This window comes from Marinobacterium mangrovicola, from assembly GCF_004339595.1.
GTDB classification, from domain to species: Bacteria; Pseudomonadota; Gammaproteobacteria; order Pseudomonadales; family Balneatricaceae; genus Marinobacterium_D; species Marinobacterium_D mangrovicola.
On sequence record NZ_SMFU01000007.1, the window covers coordinates 1522567 to 1538998 of the forward strand.

Consider the following 16432-nt stretch of genomic DNA (forward strand, 5'->3'; position numbering starts at 1 on the left):
ATCATGGCCTGCTTCGAATGTGACCGAGCGCTCGTTAAATGCTTCAGGCCAATACTCTTTCCGATAAAGGCTGCCGCGTTTGCCGCGAGACAGGCATGATCCTCGGCCTTGCCTGGCCGATCATGATCACCCAACTGGCTCAGGAGGCGATGGGCTTTGTCGACACCCTGATGACGGCCAGAGCCGGCACCGACGAACTGGCCGCCATCGCACTGGGCACCAGCCTCTGGCTACCGCTGATGTTGACGATGATCGGCACACTGATGGCCACCACCCCACTGGTGGCACAGCAGGTGGGCGCAGACCGGGAGGCGGCCACCGGCGCACACCTTGCCCAGGCCTTTAGCATCGCGGCCTGCCTTTCGATCCTTGCGCTATTTTTACTGAATAACAGCGAACCGCTGCTGCGCCTGTTTGAACTGCCAGAGCACCTGGCCCGAAAAACCGCTGGCTACCTGGAGGCGATCAGCTGGGGCTTTCCTGCACTGATGTTTTTCCAGGCTCTGCGCAGTTTTATGGAAGGCTTTGGCTCCACTCGCCCGGTCATGCTGATCGCTTGCGCAGGAGTGCTGCTCAATATCCCACTAAACTATCTGTTTATCTTCGGCGGCCTGGGCATCCCCGCGCTGGGTGGCGTAGGCTGCGGCTACGCCACCGCTATCGTATTTTGGAGCGGGTTCATCCTGGCTACGGCCCAGCTGTTACGATCAGCCCGCTTTCGCCAGGTGCGCAACAGCTGGCAATGGATACTGCCGAGCCTGACTGCTTTGATCCATTTTCTTCGCCTTGGCGTACCCATAGGGTTCGCACTGTTGATCGAATCGAGCATGTTTTCGGTAATCGCACTGCTGATTGCCAACGATGGGGCCGAGGTAATTGGGGCACACCAGATCACCTTCAGCCTGACCGGCGTAATCTTTATGATTCCGCTGAGCCTGGCGCTGGCCCTGACTATCAGGATCGGACAGTTGATCGGCGGGAGTGAGCATCAGAAGGCGAGATTTACCGCCCGCATCGGGCTTGGCCTGACCCTGCTGATAGCACTGGCGAACTCCGCTTTACTTCTGCTGGCTGGCCCCGAACTCGCCTCGATCTATTCAGATTCTGCAAGGATGATCGAGCTCACCGTAGCACTGATCGGCATCGCAGCACTGTTTCAACTGGCGGACGCCATGCAGGTCTGCGCTGGAGGTATGCTCAGGGGCTACAAGGATACGGCCGTCACCCTGGCGGTGGTGTTCCTGGCCTACTGGATCATTGGCCTGCCTGCAGGGCATCTGCTGGCACGCCATTGGGAACTCGGCGTCGCCGGTTACTGGTGGGGACTGCTGGCCGGCCTGACCACCGGCGCCGTCCTGCTGACAAGTCGGCTTTATAGGATAAGTCATGCGCGCACTACTGCTAACAGCACTGCTGACCAGCTTGGCGGTCAGCGGCTGCAGTAAACCCACCGCCCGGGATATGCTGGAAACGTACACCGAACGTGTAGGCAATGCGCTGGAGCAGGAGGTTGAGACCGATTTCGACCTTGCCCTGTCGCAACGTCCCGCCTATCCGCCGCGACGCGAGCGCCTGCTGGAGATTCCAGACATCCGCGAGGGGCTGATCGATGTTCTCGACTTCAGACACTGCGACCTGCTCTACCGCATCGCTGAACGCAACACTTCACTGGCCAAACTGGCGCCAGGATCCCAGCGCCTGATCTACGAACTGGAGATGCTACCGGCCCTGAGAGAATGCCATGACAAACTTGCAAACAGCGATGATGAGGACCTCCAGGAGCTCGACGCCCGCCTGAAGACAATCATCGATAGCAAACAGCAAAGCCTGCCCAGACTGGCCTGGAACGCGATCTACAATAGCGAAGAGATGGAGCAGCAGTTCGCTCTTGGCGCGCCGCCCCTGCCACAGAGCGAGCAGGGAACCACCCCAGCGCCGACAGAAGCCCTGCAGCACTTTGCCGATATTGCCAGCCTCTCACAGCGACAAAACTGGCAGACACCGGCCTTTACACAAAATCTTGAAAAAGATTTCGAACAGCTCTACCGCTCAAGCTTTGGCGCCGAATGGCTTACCAGCCTGGCACTGCTGACACATACTCTCGAACAAACAGCCGCGGCAATCGATCGCCGCCTGGAGCGCCGGCCTATCTGCTTCAAGCAGCAGCCAAATAACCAGGCGCGCATCATCCGCAATGTATTTCAGCAGTTCTATGCGGGACAGTTCCAGCCCTACCTGTCAGCGGTGGAACGCGCCGGGCGCACCTGGCGCGAACAGCAACTTACCATCACACAACAACTCCCCCTGCCTCCGGCCGCAGCCGAATTCTTCACTGCGGTATTTGATGCGGAACGACCGGATGCCCTCTGGCATCGCTACATTAAGGCCCGCGACCAACACACCCAAAACTGGCAGCGTTTACTACGCCAGTGCGGGATGATGCCGGGCAGCCAGTCTTAAGCGCCAGCTAACTGGACTTGAGCGACTCTCGGTTTTCCCCCAAGATGAGGGCGCTCAACCCCGCTGGACAGGGCATAGAACTATCTCAGAGCTCAGCAGGCGCAAGCGCTTGGGCGCGCTCCGCCTTTCCCATCTGATCGGCCTCTGCTGCGCGATCGTTTTTCTGCTGGCCATTGTTGGCCGGGCAGAGGAAGGCGTGCGCCTGACTCCTGAGCAGGTCGAGCAGTTTCGCGAGCTGTACGGCGAAGCGGCCGGCAAACGACTGCGAGCCTGGCAAGACCTGATCAAGGAGCTGACCAACGCGCCTGAAGAAGAGCAACTGAAGCGGGTCAACGCCTTCTTTAACCAGGTGCGATTTATCGACGATATTATCCACTGGAAGCAGGAAGACTATTGGGCCACACCGGTGGAGTTTCTGATTACCAATGGTGGCGACTGTGAAGACTTCGCCATCGCCAAGTACTACACCCTGAAAGAGCTCGGCGTACCGGTCGACAAGATGAGCCTGACCTATGTCAAGGCGCTGGAGCTGAACCAGGCACACATGGTACTGACCTACTACCCATCACCGGATGCCATACCGCTTGTCCTCGATAACCTCATCGGGGAGATCCGTACAGCGGATAAACGCCCGGATCTGCTTCATGTGTATACTTTTAACGGCGATAACCTCTGGCTAAGCAAACGCGGGCGACGGGCAGAGTTGGTGGGAACCTCCGACCGTTTGAAACCCTGGGTCAAGCTACAGTCCCGGGTAAACGCCAATAACGTCAACGTTGAATAAAGGGTCACAAGGATATGTCTCTGGTCAAGCAACTGATCGCCGCCGTACTGACCGTCCTGATAGGTCTTGCATCAGGCACGCTGTTTGTCATGTCGGACAGCGGCAAATCGATGCTTCTGCGCCAGCTCGAATCCCACGCCCTGGACAGCGCCACCCACCTGGGACTCTACATCTCGCCCTATATGGCTGCGAAGGACAGCGCGACCATCGAAACGGCGGTCAATGCGATTTTTGACAGCGGCTTCTATCAGCGTATCGCGGTGACGGACCCCAGCGGAGAACCGCTTTACATCAAGGAAACCGCACCCGAGATATCAGACCGTGTCCCGGGCTGGTTTGTCAGCCTGGTCCATATTGACCCTCCATCCATGGAGCGCCCCATCGCCCACCAGTGGCGTAACGTCGGCACCATCCACGTTCAAAGCAGCGCCGGTTACGCCTATGAGCGTTTCTGGGAGGGAGCCCAGCGCGCGCTGTTGCTGTTCGCAGTCCTCGCACTGCTGGCAGCGCTAATGATAACCCTGCTGATGCGTTACCTGCTCAGACCGCTGGGCGCCGTGGAACGCCAGGCCGAAGCCCTGGCACACAAAACCTATATCGAACAGCCCGAGCTACCCAAAGCGCGGGAGTTACGCAGTGTCGTTGAGGCAATGAATACGATGGTGCGCCAGGTACGACAGATGTTCGAGGAACAGGCGCGCAATATCGACGAACTCAGAACCATCGCCTACCGCGACCCCCTGACCGGATTGCTTAATCAACGCGCCTGCATCGCGCAGCTCCGGGCACGCATCGATTATGAGCGCGATTTTGGCCCCGCCACTTTGACGCTTATGCGATTAAGGTCACTTGCCGAGATCAACCGCGCCTGTGGGGAGGACAGCACCAACCACCTGCTTAAATTGATCGCGGATAGCCTCCGTGAGCTGGCGGACGGCCAGAGCGGCAACAGTCTTATCGGTCGAATCAGTGGCTCGGAATTCCTGCTGCTGACAGAGCAGGAACCGCTGAAGAGTTTACGCCCCCGGCTTGAGCGCGCGCTTGAACAGGTTGATGCGCAAATAGCCAGCCTGTATGACGGCAGCCCTGTGCCGCAACGGCCGCTGCTTGCCGGTATAAGCCATTCCGAGGATAAGGGAAGCGCAGCTCTGCTACTGTCCGAAGCACGGCTGGCACTGAGTCACGCAGAGGAACAGGGTGAAAGGATTTTTGAGTACACCGACAACACGATGACTCAGGAAAACCGCTCCCAAAACTGGCAGCAGCATGTGGCGACCGCCATCCGCAACGGGCAGGTATTTCTGCAATACCAAAGCCTGATGGATGGCACCCATCAGCAACTCCACGGCGAACTGCTGGCCCGCATTCTTGACGAAGAGAACGAGCCCTGCCCGGCGAGCCGTTTTATTGGCGTGGCACGGGAGCTGGGCTTACTCGATGCGATGGATCGAGCGACCATTTCAACAGCTCTCAGTTACCTCAGACGGGAGCCGGAAGGGATCCGAATCGCCATCAACCTGGGCCAAGATAGCGTCACAGCCTCCGATTTCGCGAAATGGCTGGGTGAGCAGCTGAAAAACCTGCCTGCGCCGGAGCGAGTGAGCTTTGAAATCAACGAGACGGTTATTCTGAACAACCCGGAGCGGGTACAAGCACTGCGAGCCCAGATGCGCGCTATCGGCGTGACATTCGGGGTCGACAACTTCGGCATCCACCCGCGCGGCTTCAGTTATCTGTACAACCTGAAGCCAGATTACCTGAAAATAGATGGCTCACTGATTCGTGATATCGATAGCAACGACGAAGACCGCTTTTTCGTACGCAGCCTGATCGGCGTCGCTCACAACATCGACGTTCAAGCCTACGCCGAACACGTGGAGCGCAACAGTCAGCAGCAACAGCTACTGGCCCTGGGCATCGATGGCACCCAGGGCTATCTGCACGGCAAACCGGAAGCGTTGAATTAAAACTGAAGGTCAGAGTGCGCTGGAGATCCAGCTTTCCAGCGAGCGCTGATCCAACGCGCCAGACTGACGCGCGACCTCGCGACCACCTTTAAACAGGATAAGCGTTGGAATACTGCGAATAGCATAGCGCTGCGCCAAAGCCGGAGCCGCTTCGGTATCCACTTTGATAAAACGCGCTTGAGGTTCAAGACTGGCCGCCGTGCGCTCAAACACGGGCGCCATCATCTTGCACGGCCCACACCACTCGGCCCAGAAATCGACCACCAGCGGCAGCTCTGTATTAGCCAGCATGCGATCAAAACCGGCCTGATCCAGCGCCACAGGCTTACCCTGAAACAGCGCTTCGCCACAGCGACCACAGTTGGGACGGCCACCCAGTCGCTCCTGTGCCACGCGATTGGTGGCAAGGCAAGCAGGACAGCTGAGAGTAAGGCTTGTAGACATATCATTCCCCATCAACAGTAATACGCCGGTCTGGCAACCGGCGTTTCTGCACTGTTAGATGGGGGTGTTGCAGCGAAAGATCAAGCGACGATCAACGTGCCCGCTTGTTCAGCTGCATCAGCATATCCAGCTTCTTGTTGATGCGCTGTTCTTTGACCTGCTCGGCCTGCTGCTTCTGCTTTGCGCGCTCGTCCTTCTGACGCTCGCGGCGCTGCTCTCGAATCTGCTTCAGTTTTTCCTGAGCATGAGCCGCCTCTTCCTCGCTCACCTTGCCTGCCGCACTGCCATCGAGACCAACGCGATCGGCGCCGGCCTGAAGGCTACGCAGGTAATGCGGGTTACGCACATAGCTGGCCAGCGCTCGCTTGATACGATTGCGCGCCAGTTTTTCATCAGCAATCAGATCTTCCTGAATCCCTATTTTAAGGGGACGCACATTATCGCGACTGAACACTTCGGGGTAAGTATCGAACAGCAGCTGGAGCGCTGCCTGATTCGCTGCCCGGTTCTTGGCGCGGTTGCGATTACTGGTTTCCGGTGACTTTTCGGTCTGGTTCACTGACACACTCTCTGGTTTTTCACTCTGATCACTGCAGCCTGCCGACTCCAGCGCCTGTAAGCGACGCTCACACTCATCAAGCAGCGTCTCCGTTGCCTGTCGCAGCTGTTCCACATCAGCCACGTTCAGGCATCCCCTTTACGGATGAAGTAGATAAACACTTCATCTTCGACTAACTCTTCCAGCAGCTCATGCCCCAGAAACTGGCAGAACTTGGGAATATCACGCTGCGTAGACGGGTCGGTAGCGCGAATACACAACACCTCACCCACTGCGAGCTCGCGCACGTGATTATGCAACATCATGACCGGCTCCGGGCAGAACAGACCGCACGCATCCAGAACCTGACTGGCTTCAATTTCGCCCATTATCCAATCCGTACCGTATAAAGTCGGCCATTGTCGCAAATTCGCTGGCACAGAGAAACCGGAGTTGCGCCTTAGTGCAGCTGAATTATGCTTTAAGCATAAATACATCACAGGGAGTTAACGGCGAATGATTAGAGTATTGATCGAAAGGCAGATCGCCGAGGACCTGGGCATCCATTACGACCATCTTTCCCGCGAGCTATTGCAGAAAGCGATGCATTCGCACGGCTTTATATCCGGGGAGGTGCTACACGACATGGACGACCCGAACCATCGATTGGTGATGGCGACTTACCGAACCGTAAGCGACTGGCAGCTGTGGTATGCGAGCCCTGAACGACGCGAGATGATGGAGACGCTGGGCCCGCTACTGGAACGGGAAGAAAAAATCACCGTTTACGAGCACTGAGCCAGCACCGGACAAAACTAGAGACTCAGCCAGCAAGTGATCTCTTCGCGATCATGGTAAAGCTGTTTTGCTCGCAAGATACCGCGAATACCGGCCGCATCGAGCTCTTCGCGGATTTGCGCCAGACAACGACTGGCTTCGACATAACGCTGCTTCATCGGCAGTTTGAGGTTGAAAATCATATTCCGACTCCGGCCGTTCAGCGCCCAGTCTATGACCATGGCGGTCGTGCGCGCCGGTTTTTCAACCACGTCACAAACCATCCAGTCCACCGGTTTGCTTGGGTAATAGGTAAAAGCATCTTCCCTTAAGTGCTCCACCTGACCGGTTTCCATCAGATCTTCATTCATCGGCCCGTTATCGATGGCGGTAACAAACATCCCCCGCTTGACCAGCTGCCAGGTCCAGCCCCCCGGAGCCGCGCCCAGATCAACCGCCCTCATTCCCGGGGCCAGCTCGGTGTCCCACTGATCACGGGGGATAAACCAATGCCAGGCTTCCTCAAGCTTCAAGGTGGACCGGCTAGGTGCCGCTGCCGGGAATTTGAGACGCGGAATCCCTCCGGGGAGCGCAGCACTGTTGTTGACTGGCGCTACACCGACAAACATTTCCCGACCACTGAGGATAAATAGATGCAGACGATATTTGGCACGGCTCTTCCGTGGCAGCATCAAGTCATGCTGACGCAGATAAGGCGCCAGTGCTGAAGCCAGCTTGCGACCGAAGCCCTGCAGCTCACGCCCATCCGTGGTATCCGGCGTCTCAACAACCACTTCCGCGCACTGGGGCAGCTCCGCGACCTGTTCAGCCAGCGGCGTGAGCCGATCCTTGGGAGGCAGATCCACCAGCCCCGGAAGACAGGCAAACCACTGGCGGGTGAAAATCAGATCGTCGAAACGGATCCGGGAAACCAGGTCGACGGCATCACCACCCTGAATATGGAAGCAGACATAACCGCTCCCTTTTTCCAGTTTTGGATAGCCATAAGCGCCTGCTGCCGCGACCACGTCTGAGATTTCAGAAGCGCATTCGCCCTCGAACCCGGAACGACATAAAAGAATAAGTGTGTCAGCCTGGCTCATCGGACCTCTCCAGCCTCGTTTCTAATGGTCGCGCACTATAGTCAGGTATACCGCCATGCTCAACCGGCGTATTGAAGAAGTCCTACTAAAAAACCGGGATAAATCAGGCGGTATAAGCTGCTTGATCCACATCAAGCAAAGCAAGCTTAGTCTTAAGCCCTAAGTCTAATTACACCGTAAAAAAGCCCCGAAACGGTCAAGAAAGCCCATTTAAAAGACACCCCACACTCGAAATAATTCTTTAGTTTCAAAACGATAGAAAGCATCCATTTTCATACAGTTGTTTTACTTTCGGATACGAACCCAGTTTTGCCCGGTGCGACAAAGAGCCACACTAAAACACCACATCGCGTTGAAAAGGTGGGGGTATTACCAGATAATTGCCGGCGGAACTCTTCTTACTTTTCTAGCTTGTTGATGAGAGCCTGACATGAGCACTGCAACTGAACAACCGACTTACAATTACAAAGTCGTGCGCCAGTTCGCCATCATGACGGTGGTATGGGGTATTGTCGGTATGGGCGTTGGCGTCCTTATCGCGGCCCAGCTGGTATGGCCGGCACTGAACTTCGACCTTCCCTGGTTGAGCTACGGACGTATCCGTCCGTTACACACCAACGCGGTAATCTTCGCGTTTGGTGGTTGTGCACTTTTCTCGACGTCTTACTACGTCGTGCAGCGCACCTGTCAGACCCGTCTGTTCTCTGACGGTTTGGCCGCGTTCACTTTCTGGGGTTGGCAGCTGGTGATCCTGCTGGCGGCGATCAGCCTGCCGCTGGGCTTCACCTCCTCCAAGGAATACGCCGAGCTGGAATGGCCGATCGATATTCTGATCGCCGTGGTATGGGTATCCTATGCCATCGTGTTCCTCGGCACAGTGAAGATGCGTAAAACCTCCCACATTTACGTGGGTAACTGGTTCTACATGGCCTTCATCCTGACCGTTGCCGTCCTGCACATCGTGAACAGCATGGCAATGCCGGTCAGCCTGACCAAGTCTTACTCCATGTACCCGGGCACCGTCGACGCCATGGTTCAGTGGTGGTACGGCCATAACGCTGTCGGCTTCTTCCTGACTGCTGGCTTCCTGGGCATGATGTACTACTTCGTCCCGAAGCAGGCTGAGCGTCCGATCTACTCTTATCGCCTGTCAGTCGTGCACTTCTGGGCTCTGATCGCCACCTACATGTGGGCCGGCGGCCACCACCTGCACTACTCTGCCCTGCCTGACTGGACTCAGTCAGTCGGCATGGTGATGTCTCTGATCCTGCTGGCTCCTTCTTGGGGCGGTATGATCAACGGCATGATGACCCTCTCCGGCGCATGGCACAAACTGCGTACCGATCCGGTACTGCGCTTCCTGGTTGTTTCTCTGTCCTTCTACGGTATGTCCACCTTCGAAGGTCCGATGATGTCAATCAAGACTGTAAACGCCCTGTCTCACAACACTGACTGGACCATCGGCCACGTACACGCCGGCGCTCTGGGCTGGGTTGCGATGATCTCTATCGGTGCTGTTTACCACATGATCCCGCGTCTGTTCGGCAAGGCACAGATGTACTCTGTTGGCCTGGTTAACGCCCACTTCTGGCTGGCTACCATCGGTACCGTTCTCTACATCTGCGCGATGTGGGTCAACGGCATCCTGCAGGGTCTGATGTGGCGTGCGGTTAACGAAGACGGCACCCTGACCTACAGCTTTGTGGAAGCACTGGAAGCAAGCCACCCGGGTTACCTGGTTCGCTGGATCGGCGGCTTGTTCTTCCTCTCCGGTATGCTGCTGATGGCGTTCAACGTGTGGCAGACCGTTCGTGCCGGTAGCTCTGTTAAAGCAGCTGAGCCTTCAGCCCAGACTGCTTGATCGAGACTAGGAGCAGATAGCAATGATCAAACACGAAACAATTGAAAAGAACATCGGACTGATGGTCCTGCTGATCATCATCGTCATCAGTGGCGGTGGTCTGGCAGAGATCGTACCTCTGTTCTTCCAGAGCTCTACAACCAAGCCGATCGAAGGCCTGCGCACCTATAACGCGGTCGAACTCGAGGGTCGCGACATCTACATCCGTGAAGGCTGCAACGTCTGCCACACTCAGATGATTCGCCCCTTCCGTGCGGAAACCGAGCGTTACGGTCACTACTCCACCGCTGACGAGCACGTATGGGAACACCCGTTCCTGTGGGGCTCCAAGCGTACCGGTCCTGACCTGGCTCGCGTAGGCGGTCGTTACTCCGATGACTGGCATCGTGCTCACCTGTACAACCCGCGTGATGTTGTACCTGAGTCCAAGATGCCGGCTTACCCCTGGCTGTTCGAAAACAGACTGACGGGTTCGGATACCGCTGCGAAGATGCAGACCATGCGCAAACTTGGCGTACCTTACACCGACGAGCAGATCGATGGCGCGCAGGAAGCCGTTGCAGGGCAGTATGAGATCGACGCCCTGGTCGCTTACCTGCAGGCACTCGGAAAGCTGCATGGCGAATACACCAACAAGCGGTAACTAATTGTGAGTTACGAAGTTTATGGCCCTTACCTGCCAGTCATAATGCTGATCACGTTCATCGCCCTGTTTTTCTGGGTGCTGAGCCCAAAGAACAGCAAACGATTTGACGACGCCGCGCAGGCTCCCTTCGCCGATGAAGAGGAGCACGCAAAGGCTACCGGCCAGGTCAAGGACGCCAATAACGGGAGAGACGACAAATGAGTGCTTTCTGGAGCGCATGGGTAACTGTCATTACCCTGGCCGTGATTTTTGGCTGCACCTGGTTGCTGTTCGCAACTCGGAAGAGCGAAAAACACAAGGAAATGACCGAAGAAACCGTCGGTCACGAGTTCGACGGTATTGCTGAGTACGACAACCCGCTGCCGCGCTGGTGGTTCATGATGTTCATCGGAACCGTCATTTTCGGTCTGGGCTACCTGGCCCTGTATCCGGGTCTCGGTAGCTTCCAGGGCCTGCTCGGCTGGAGCTCCCACGGTCAGTGGGAAGAAGAGATGCAGCACGCAGAAGAGGTTTACAAGCCTGTTTTCGCCAAGTATGCGGCTCTGTCTGTCGAGGAACTTCAGGACCCCAGCAATGAAACCGGCCTGCGTATGGGTCAGCGCATGTTCGCCAACAACTGCTCAGTCTGCCACGGCTCTGCAGGTACCGGCGCGTATGGCTTCCCGAACCTGACCGACAACGACTGGCTGTATGGCGGCGAGCCGGACACCATCAAAACCACTATCGTCAATGGTCGTAACGGCGGCATGCCGGCCTGGGGCCAGGTACTGGGTGAAGATGGCGTTCGCGATGTAACCTCCTACGTACTGTCACTGAGCGGCAAGGAAGTTGACGAAGCAGCATCGGCACGCGGCGAAAGCCAGTTCCAGGCGCTGTGTGCAGCCTGCCACACTGCCGAAGGTACAGGTATGCACGCCCTGGGCGCGCCTAACCTGACCGACGACATCTGGCTTTACGGTGGCAGCTTCGAACAGGTTGCTCACACCATCCGTAACGGTCGTGCGGGCGTAATGCCGGCTCACAAGGATCTGCTGTCTGATGACAAGATCCACCTGATTACCGCTTACGTCTACAGCCTGTCTAACAAGTAAGTAGCAGGCAACTTAAAACAAAGGCGATATGACTCAGGTCATATCGCCTTTTTTGTTGTTCACCTATCATTAACGGTACAGTTGCGACGGGAGACTCAAAGTTATGACTAACAGTTTCTCGTGCGAATGACAGTCAGCCCGACTACAACACCAATAAAATGCCGCCCTGACCAGCCGGTCAAAGGAGCGTCAAAGCGCCTGCCTCAGCCATTCGCAAAAACCTAATACAAGACCTCACCAAGGGTCGTCTCTGTGTGGTGATTAGACATGAACCAGATTCCGGTAAAAGATCTCACGCCCAAAAAAGGTGCCGGCGACGGAAAGGACACCTACGATCTTTACGCCAAGCGTGAACATATCCACGTTAAATATTACAAAGGCTTCTTTAAGAATTTCCGCATTATCTCCGGCGCGATAATGCTCATCATGTTTTATGGCTTTTCCTGGTTGCAGTGGGATGGCCGCCAGGCAGTACTGTTCGACCTGCCCAACCGCCAGTTCCATGTTTTTGGCCTGACCTTTTGGCCCCAGGACTTCATGCTGCTTTCGTGGCTGCTGATCATCCTTGCCTTTACGCTGTTTTTCGTCACCGTGTTCGCTGGACGACTCTGGTGCGGTTACGCCTGCCCACAATTTGTATGGACCTGGCTCTTCATCTGGGCGGAGCGGATCACCGAGGGTGATCGCAACAAGCGAATGAAGCTGGACAAGGCGAAGATGAGCAAGGAAAAGGCTCTGCGCAAAACAGCGAAGCATTTACTCTGGCTATTTATAGCGGCAGCAAGTGCCATCGCCTTCGTCGGCTACTTCTCACCGATCCGCGAACTGATCCCCAACGTCCTGGTTTGGGATCTCGGCCCCTGGGAAACCTGGTGGCTCGCTTTCTTTACCGTGGCGACCTACGGTAACGCTGGCTGGCTGCGCGAACAGGTCTGCATCTACATGTGCCCCTACGCCCGCTTCCAGAGCGTCATGTTCGACCAGGACACACTGATCATCTCCTACGATGAAGACCGCGGCGAAAAACGCGGCAGCCGCAAGAAAGGCGTTGATTACAAGGCGCAGGGCTTAGGTGACTGCATAGACTGCGGCAACTGTGTCCACGTCTGCCCGGTCGGCATCGATATCCGCGATGGTCTGCAGTACGAATGCGTCGCCTGTGGTGCCTGCGTTGACGCCTGCGATGACATCATGGACCGGATGAATTACCCCCGCGGCCTGGTGCGCTACACCACCGAACACCAGCTGGAAGGCAAGCAGACGCACATCCTGCGCCCGCGCCTTATCGGATATTTCGCAGCACTGATGGCCATGTTTATCGCCTTTGGCTTTACGCTGGTAAACCGCGTACCGCTGGAGGTAGACATCATCCGCGACCGCGGCCAGCTGTACACCAACACCCCCTCCGGTATGATCGAGAACGTCTACACCCTGAAGATCGCCAACAAGGAACAGGATGATCATCAATACCGGATCAGCGTCTCCGGCGTTGAAGGCGTGGAGCTGCGCACCGAAAGCCAGGTATCGATCAGCGCCGGCGAACTACTTGAATACCCCGTGCGTCTGCAGATGGATCCCGCGGATATCGAACGACCGAACTACGACATCAAATTTACTGTCGAAGCGATCGACGATCCCGCGATCAGCGTCACTGAGGACAACCGCTTCATCGGTCCTGCACGCCGCCGTTAAATCGATCCACGTTAAACGGGAATTAGTTTAGAATGGCGGCCGGAAAACAACCGGCCGCTCTGTTTTTTTAGAGGTAGTTCATGCACGAAGAAGCCCAAGCCCCCTGGTACAAACAGACCTGGCTCTGGTTTGTCCTGGCTCCCCTGATCGCCACCGTGATTTACGGTACCACCTTTCTTTATCTGTCGATCGTTACCAACGACGGACTGGTGAAGGATGACTTCTATAAAGTTGCCCGCGGTATCAGCGAGAATCCTGCGCGGGAGAACCGGGCGGTAGAGCTCAACATCAACGGTCAGTTGACCCTGGACAGCCTGACTGGCGACGTGCAGCTGCAGCTAAACAGTGATGAAGCCCTGCCGAGCGAACTCCAGCTGGTACTGGTTCACCCGACACATCAGAAATACGACCAGGTATTACAGCTTCGTTCAGTCGGCAACAGCGGACTCTACAGCTCCAGCCTTCAGTCACAGATCGAAGGCAAGCGCTATGTGATCCTGGAGCCTATGGATCAGAGCTGGCAGGTACAGGCAGAGACACTGCCGCCCTATGACCATAACACCTTCGCCCTGGGCTCATCGAACTAACGGAAGCCCGGTGGAATGAACTCTCGCGTCGAGACCGGCTCGCAAAGCCACTGCTATCACTGCGGCCTCCCTGTACCCATGGGCAGCGATTACCGTCTCTGCATCGATGGTAAAGAACGGTCGATGTGCTGCCCGGGTTGTCTGGCGGTAGCGGAAACCATTCTCGGCGGTGGTCTGGATAATTTTTACCGCCATCGAGATAAGCAGAACGCGACCAGCGAGCGAGTCCGTGCCACCAACACCGAGCAGCGCGCGCAAGAACTGCGCCTGTTCGACACCAAAGAGGTTCAGGACACCTTCGTTCATACCAACGAGCAGGGGCAGCGCGAAGCCCTGCTCGTCATCGAAGGGATCACCTGCGCAGCCTGTGTCTGGCTGCTGGAGCACCACCTGGAGAAACAGCCGGGCGTCAGTCAGATCAGCGTCAACCTGACCACTCACCGCGCACGACTCACCTGGGACCCCGAGCAGACACTGCTCAGCACTCTGCTCGGCGAATTTGACCGCATCGGTTATCAGGCTCACCCCTACCAGCCCAACCGCGAAGAAGCCCTGCTCGAGCAGGAGAAAAAGCGCGCTATCCGACGCCTGGGAATCGCCGGCGTATTCACCATGCAAGTGATGATGCTTGCCGCAGCCCTTTACGCCGGTGACATGAGTTCCTCCATGGAGGGACGATTTGTTGATTTTATTCGCTGGGCTTCCTTTGTGCTTGCCACGCCGGTAGCACTGTATGCGGCGCTTCCATTCTATAAGGCAGCGCTGCGAGATATCCGAACCCGTCAACTGAGCATGGATGTACCTGTATCCATTGCCATTATCTGCGCCTACCTGGCCAGCGTCTGGGCCACGATCACCGGCACCGGCGATGTCTATTATGATTCGGTCTCCATGTTTACGTTTTTCCTGCTGGTCGGGCGTTTTATGGAGATGCAGGCGCGCCACCGTACCGGCCGAGCCGGCAACGCGCTGCTGAACCTGCTGCCCACTAGTGCGCTGCGCCTGATCAACGGCGAAGAGCAGCTGGTCCCGGCAACCCAGCTAAAACGCGACGACCGGGTACTGGTAAAACCCGGACATACCATTCCTTGCGACGGAATCATTGTCCGCGGCACCACTTCTGTCGATGAATCGGCCCTGACCGGTGAATACATCCCCCAGGCTCGCGGTATCGATGACCCAGTGGTCGGCGGCACCCAGAACGTCGAACACGCAGTGGAAGTGCGTGTTACAGAGACCGGCAGCGAATCACGTCTGTCTACCATTGTACGCATGCTCGACCGCGCACAGGCGGAGAAGCCTGCGGTTGCTCGCATCGCCGACCGCGTCGCCCGCTATTTCGTCGCCGCAACTCTGGTCACAGCGGTCATCGTCGCCACGAGCTGGTGGTTCATTCGTCCGGAAGACGCCTTCTGGATTACGCTATCCGTACTGGTGGTGACCTGCCCCTGCGCCCTCTCCCTGGCCACACCGACCGCGCTTACCACCGCCACCGGCACGCTGCGCGCCAGCGGCCTGTTGATCAGCCGCGGTCATCTGCTTGAAAGTTTTGCCACCGCCACCCACGTGGTCTTCGATAAAACCGGAACCCTCACGGAAGGCAATCTGCAGATCCAGCGGGTGCATACGCTGGGGTCCACCTCTGACAAAGAACTGTTACGCCTCGCCGCCGCTCTTGAATCTGCCTCTGAGCACCCCATTGCCCAGGCCTTCGCTGCTTTCGGCGGACACCAGGCCGAAGAGGTTAAAAACCATCTTGGGCAAGGGCTTGAAGGCTGGATCGAAGGCCGCGGCTATCGCATCGGCAAACCGGTGTTCGCTGCCGAAATCACAGGCCACCCAGCACCGGAGCAGCCAGATGAAAGCGGATTATGGCTACTGCTCTGCACCGAAGCGCAGGCTCTGGGCTGGTTCCAGCTCGATGACCAGATCCGCCCCGAAGCGGCCAAGGTGATTGCAGAGCTCAAGCAACTCGGCCTCACGAGCGTGATGCTGACCGGTGATGCCTCAATGGCTGCGGACGAAGTCGCCGCCACACTCGGCATCGATACGCTGAAAAAAGGTGTCAAACCAGAGCAAAAACTGGCCTTCCTGAACGAACTGGATCAGCAGGGCGCCGACGTGATCATGGTGGGAGACGGCATCAATGATATTCCTGCACTGGCGGGCGCCCGCGCCTCCGTCGCCATGGCTGGCGCTACCGATCTGGCAAAAACCAATGCCGACGCGGTGCTTATTGCTAACGACCTGCAGCGGTTGAGCGATGCAGTGCGTGTGGCAAGAAAAACGCGGGCGATAATACGAGAGAACCTGGCCTGGGCAGCATGCTACAACCTGCTGGCCCTGCCATTGGCCGCAACCGGGTTTATCCCTCCTTACATGGCGGCCATCGGCATGTCGGCAAGCTCACTGGTCGTCGTCGGTAACGCACTGCGACTCAGTCGAGCACCGCGCAAAAGCGGGCACTAATCCGGAGTCATTT

Annotated in this window: 16 protein-coding genes; 12 read left to right on the plus strand and 4 right to left on the minus strand. The window is 57.0% G+C overall.

The features are described from left to right. Positions 1–38 precede the first annotated feature (38 nt). From CLV83_RS07850 to CLV83_RS07865, 4 genes are all read left to right on the plus strand, one after another. On the plus strand, positions 39–1445 hold the full coding sequence (locus tag CLV83_RS07850) for an MATE family efflux transporter (RefSeq protein ID WP_243642312.1): 1407 nt from the start codon (positions 39–41) through the stop codon (positions 1443–1445). Further along, on the plus strand, positions 1387–2460 hold the full coding sequence (locus CLV83_RS07855; protein WP_132289859.1) for a DUF3080 family protein: 1074 nt from the start codon (positions 1387–1389) through the stop codon (positions 2458–2460). Before CLV83_RS07850 ends, CLV83_RS07855 begins: the two co-directional genes overlap by 59 nt. Positions 2461–2569: 109 nt before the next feature. Continuing rightward, positions 2570–3244 carry a transglutaminase-like cysteine peptidase gene (locus CLV83_RS07860; protein ID WP_341540375.1) on the plus strand — a complete coding sequence of 225 codons (675 nt, stop codon included), beginning with the start codon at positions 2570–2572 and terminating at the stop codon, positions 3242–3244. 14 nt (positions 3245–3258) lie between these two features. After that, positions 3259–5211, plus strand: coding sequence for a bifunctional diguanylate cyclase/phosphodiesterase (locus tag CLV83_RS07865; protein WP_132289862.1), 1953 nt, complete (start codon positions 3259–3261; stop codon positions 5209–5211). Between the two features lie 9 nt (positions 5212–5220). Here CLV83_RS07865 and trxC read toward each other — a convergent pair whose 3' ends face one another. From trxC to tusA, 3 genes are all read right to left on the minus strand, one after another. Further along, positions 5221–5655 carry a thioredoxin TrxC gene (gene trxC, locus CLV83_RS07870; RefSeq protein WP_132289866.1) on the minus strand — a complete coding sequence of 145 codons (435 nt, stop codon included), beginning with the start codon at positions 5653–5655 and terminating at the stop codon, positions 5221–5223. 91 nt (positions 5656–5746) lie between these two features. Next, positions 5747–6337: a ProQ/FINO family protein gene (locus tag CLV83_RS07875; RefSeq protein ID WP_132289869.1), complete on the minus strand. Its 591-nt coding sequence runs from the start codon at positions 6335–6337 to the stop codon at positions 5747–5749. A 2-nt stretch (positions 6338–6339) separates the two neighbouring features. Next, on the minus strand, positions 6340–6582 hold the full coding sequence (gene tusA / locus CLV83_RS07880; protein ID WP_104001415.1) for a sulfurtransferase TusA: 243 nt from the start codon (positions 6580–6582) through the stop codon (positions 6340–6342). Positions 6583–6709: 127 nt separating this feature from the next. Between tusA and CLV83_RS07885 the strand changes: the two genes are divergently transcribed. After that, a complete protein-coding gene (locus CLV83_RS07885) occupies positions 6710–6991 on the plus strand; it encodes an antibiotic biosynthesis monooxygenase family protein (protein ID WP_132289872.1) in 282 nt (93 codons plus the stop codon). A gap of 17 nt (positions 6992–7008) precedes the next feature. Here CLV83_RS07885 and rlmM read toward each other — a convergent pair whose 3' ends face one another. Further along, entirely contained in the window at positions 7009–8073 is a 1065-nt protein-coding gene (rlmM, locus tag CLV83_RS07890) for a 23S rRNA (cytidine(2498)-2'-O)-methyltransferase RlmM (RefSeq protein ID WP_132289875.1), read from the minus strand. Positions 8074–8503: 430 nt separating this feature from the next. Here rlmM and ccoN point away from each other — a divergent pair, with 430 nt between their 5' ends. The 7 genes from ccoN to CLV83_RS07925 all read left to right on the plus strand — a co-directional run bounded on the left by ccoN (position 8504) and on the right by CLV83_RS07925 (position 16419). Then, positions 8504–9934 (plus strand): cytochrome-c oxidase, cbb3-type subunit I, encoded by a 1431-nt coding sequence (gene ccoN, locus CLV83_RS07895; protein ID WP_132289878.1) that lies wholly within the window; start codon positions 8504–8506, stop codon positions 9932–9934. Between the two features lie 22 nt (positions 9935–9956). After that, positions 9957–10577, plus strand: coding sequence for a cytochrome-c oxidase, cbb3-type subunit II (gene ccoO, locus CLV83_RS07900; RefSeq protein WP_132289881.1), 621 nt, complete (start codon positions 9957–9959; stop codon positions 10575–10577). A 6-nt stretch (positions 10578–10583) separates the two neighbouring features. Next, positions 10584–10781 (plus strand): cbb3-type cytochrome oxidase subunit 3, encoded by a 198-nt coding sequence (locus tag CLV83_RS07905; RefSeq protein WP_243642313.1) that lies wholly within the window; start codon positions 10584–10586, stop codon positions 10779–10781. Then, entirely contained in the window at positions 10778–11671 is an 894-nt protein-coding gene (ccoP, locus tag CLV83_RS07910) for a cytochrome-c oxidase, cbb3-type subunit III (protein WP_132289884.1), read from the plus strand. The genes CLV83_RS07905 and ccoP overlap by 4 nt, the downstream gene beginning before the upstream one ends. Before the next feature lie 267 nt (positions 11672–11938). Continuing rightward, entirely contained in the window at positions 11939–13363 is a 1425-nt protein-coding gene (gene ccoG, locus CLV83_RS07915; protein WP_132289887.1) for a cytochrome c oxidase accessory protein CcoG, read from the plus strand. A gap of 80 nt (positions 13364–13443) precedes the next feature. Beyond that, the gene (locus CLV83_RS07920) at positions 13444–13950 is read left to right on the plus strand and encodes a FixH family protein (protein ID WP_132289890.1); all 507 of its coding nucleotides are present in this window, start codon (positions 13444–13446) and stop codon (positions 13948–13950) included. Between the two features lie 15 nt (positions 13951–13965). Next, positions 13966–16419: a heavy metal translocating P-type ATPase gene (locus tag CLV83_RS07925; RefSeq protein WP_132289893.1), complete on the plus strand. Its 2454-nt coding sequence runs from the start codon at positions 13966–13968 to the stop codon at positions 16417–16419. Positions 16420–16432 lie beyond the last annotated feature (13 nt).

Bases quoted from the DNA above. Each gene is read 5' to 3' on its own strand.
- CLV83_RS07850 (WP_243642312.1), top strand. From the start codon at position 39: ATGCTTCAGGCCAATACTCTTTCCGATAAAGGCTGCCGCGTTTGCCGC.
- CLV83_RS07855 (WP_132289859.1), top strand. From the start codon at position 1,387: ATGCGCGCACTACTGCTAACAGCACTGCTGACCAGCTTGGCGGTCAGC.
- CLV83_RS07865 (WP_132289862.1), top strand. From the start codon at position 3,259: ATGTCTCTGGTCAAGCAACTGATCGCCGCCGTACTGACCGTCCTGATA.
- trxC (WP_132289866.1), bottom strand. From the start codon at position 5,655: ATGTCTACAAGCCTTACTCTCAGCTGTCCTGCTTGCCTTGCCACCAAT.
- tusA (WP_104001415.1), bottom strand. From the start codon at position 6,582: ATGGGCGAAATTGAAGCCAGTCAGGTTCTGGATGCGTGCGGTCTGTTC.
- CLV83_RS07885 (WP_132289872.1), top strand. From the start codon at position 6,710: ATGATTAGAGTATTGATCGAAAGGCAGATCGCCGAGGACCTGGGCATC.
- rlmM (WP_132289875.1), bottom strand. From the start codon at position 8,073: ATGAGCCAGGCTGACACACTTATTCTTTTATGTCGTTCCGGGTTCGAG.
- ccoN (WP_132289878.1), top strand. From the start codon at position 8,504: ATGAGCACTGCAACTGAACAACCGACTTACAATTACAAAGTCGTGCGC.
- ccoO (WP_132289881.1), top strand. From the start codon at position 9,957: ATGATCAAACACGAAACAATTGAAAAGAACATCGGACTGATGGTCCTG.
- ccoP (WP_132289884.1), top strand. From the start codon at position 10,778: ATGAGTGCTTTCTGGAGCGCATGGGTAACTGTCATTACCCTGGCCGTG.
- ccoG (WP_132289887.1), top strand. From the start codon at position 11,939: ATGAACCAGATTCCGGTAAAAGATCTCACGCCCAAAAAAGGTGCCGGC.
- CLV83_RS07920 (WP_132289890.1), top strand. From the start codon at position 13,444: ATGCACGAAGAAGCCCAAGCCCCCTGGTACAAACAGACCTGGCTCTGG.
- CLV83_RS07925 (WP_132289893.1), top strand. From the start codon at position 13,966: ATGAACTCTCGCGTCGAGACCGGCTCGCAAAGCCACTGCTATCACTGC.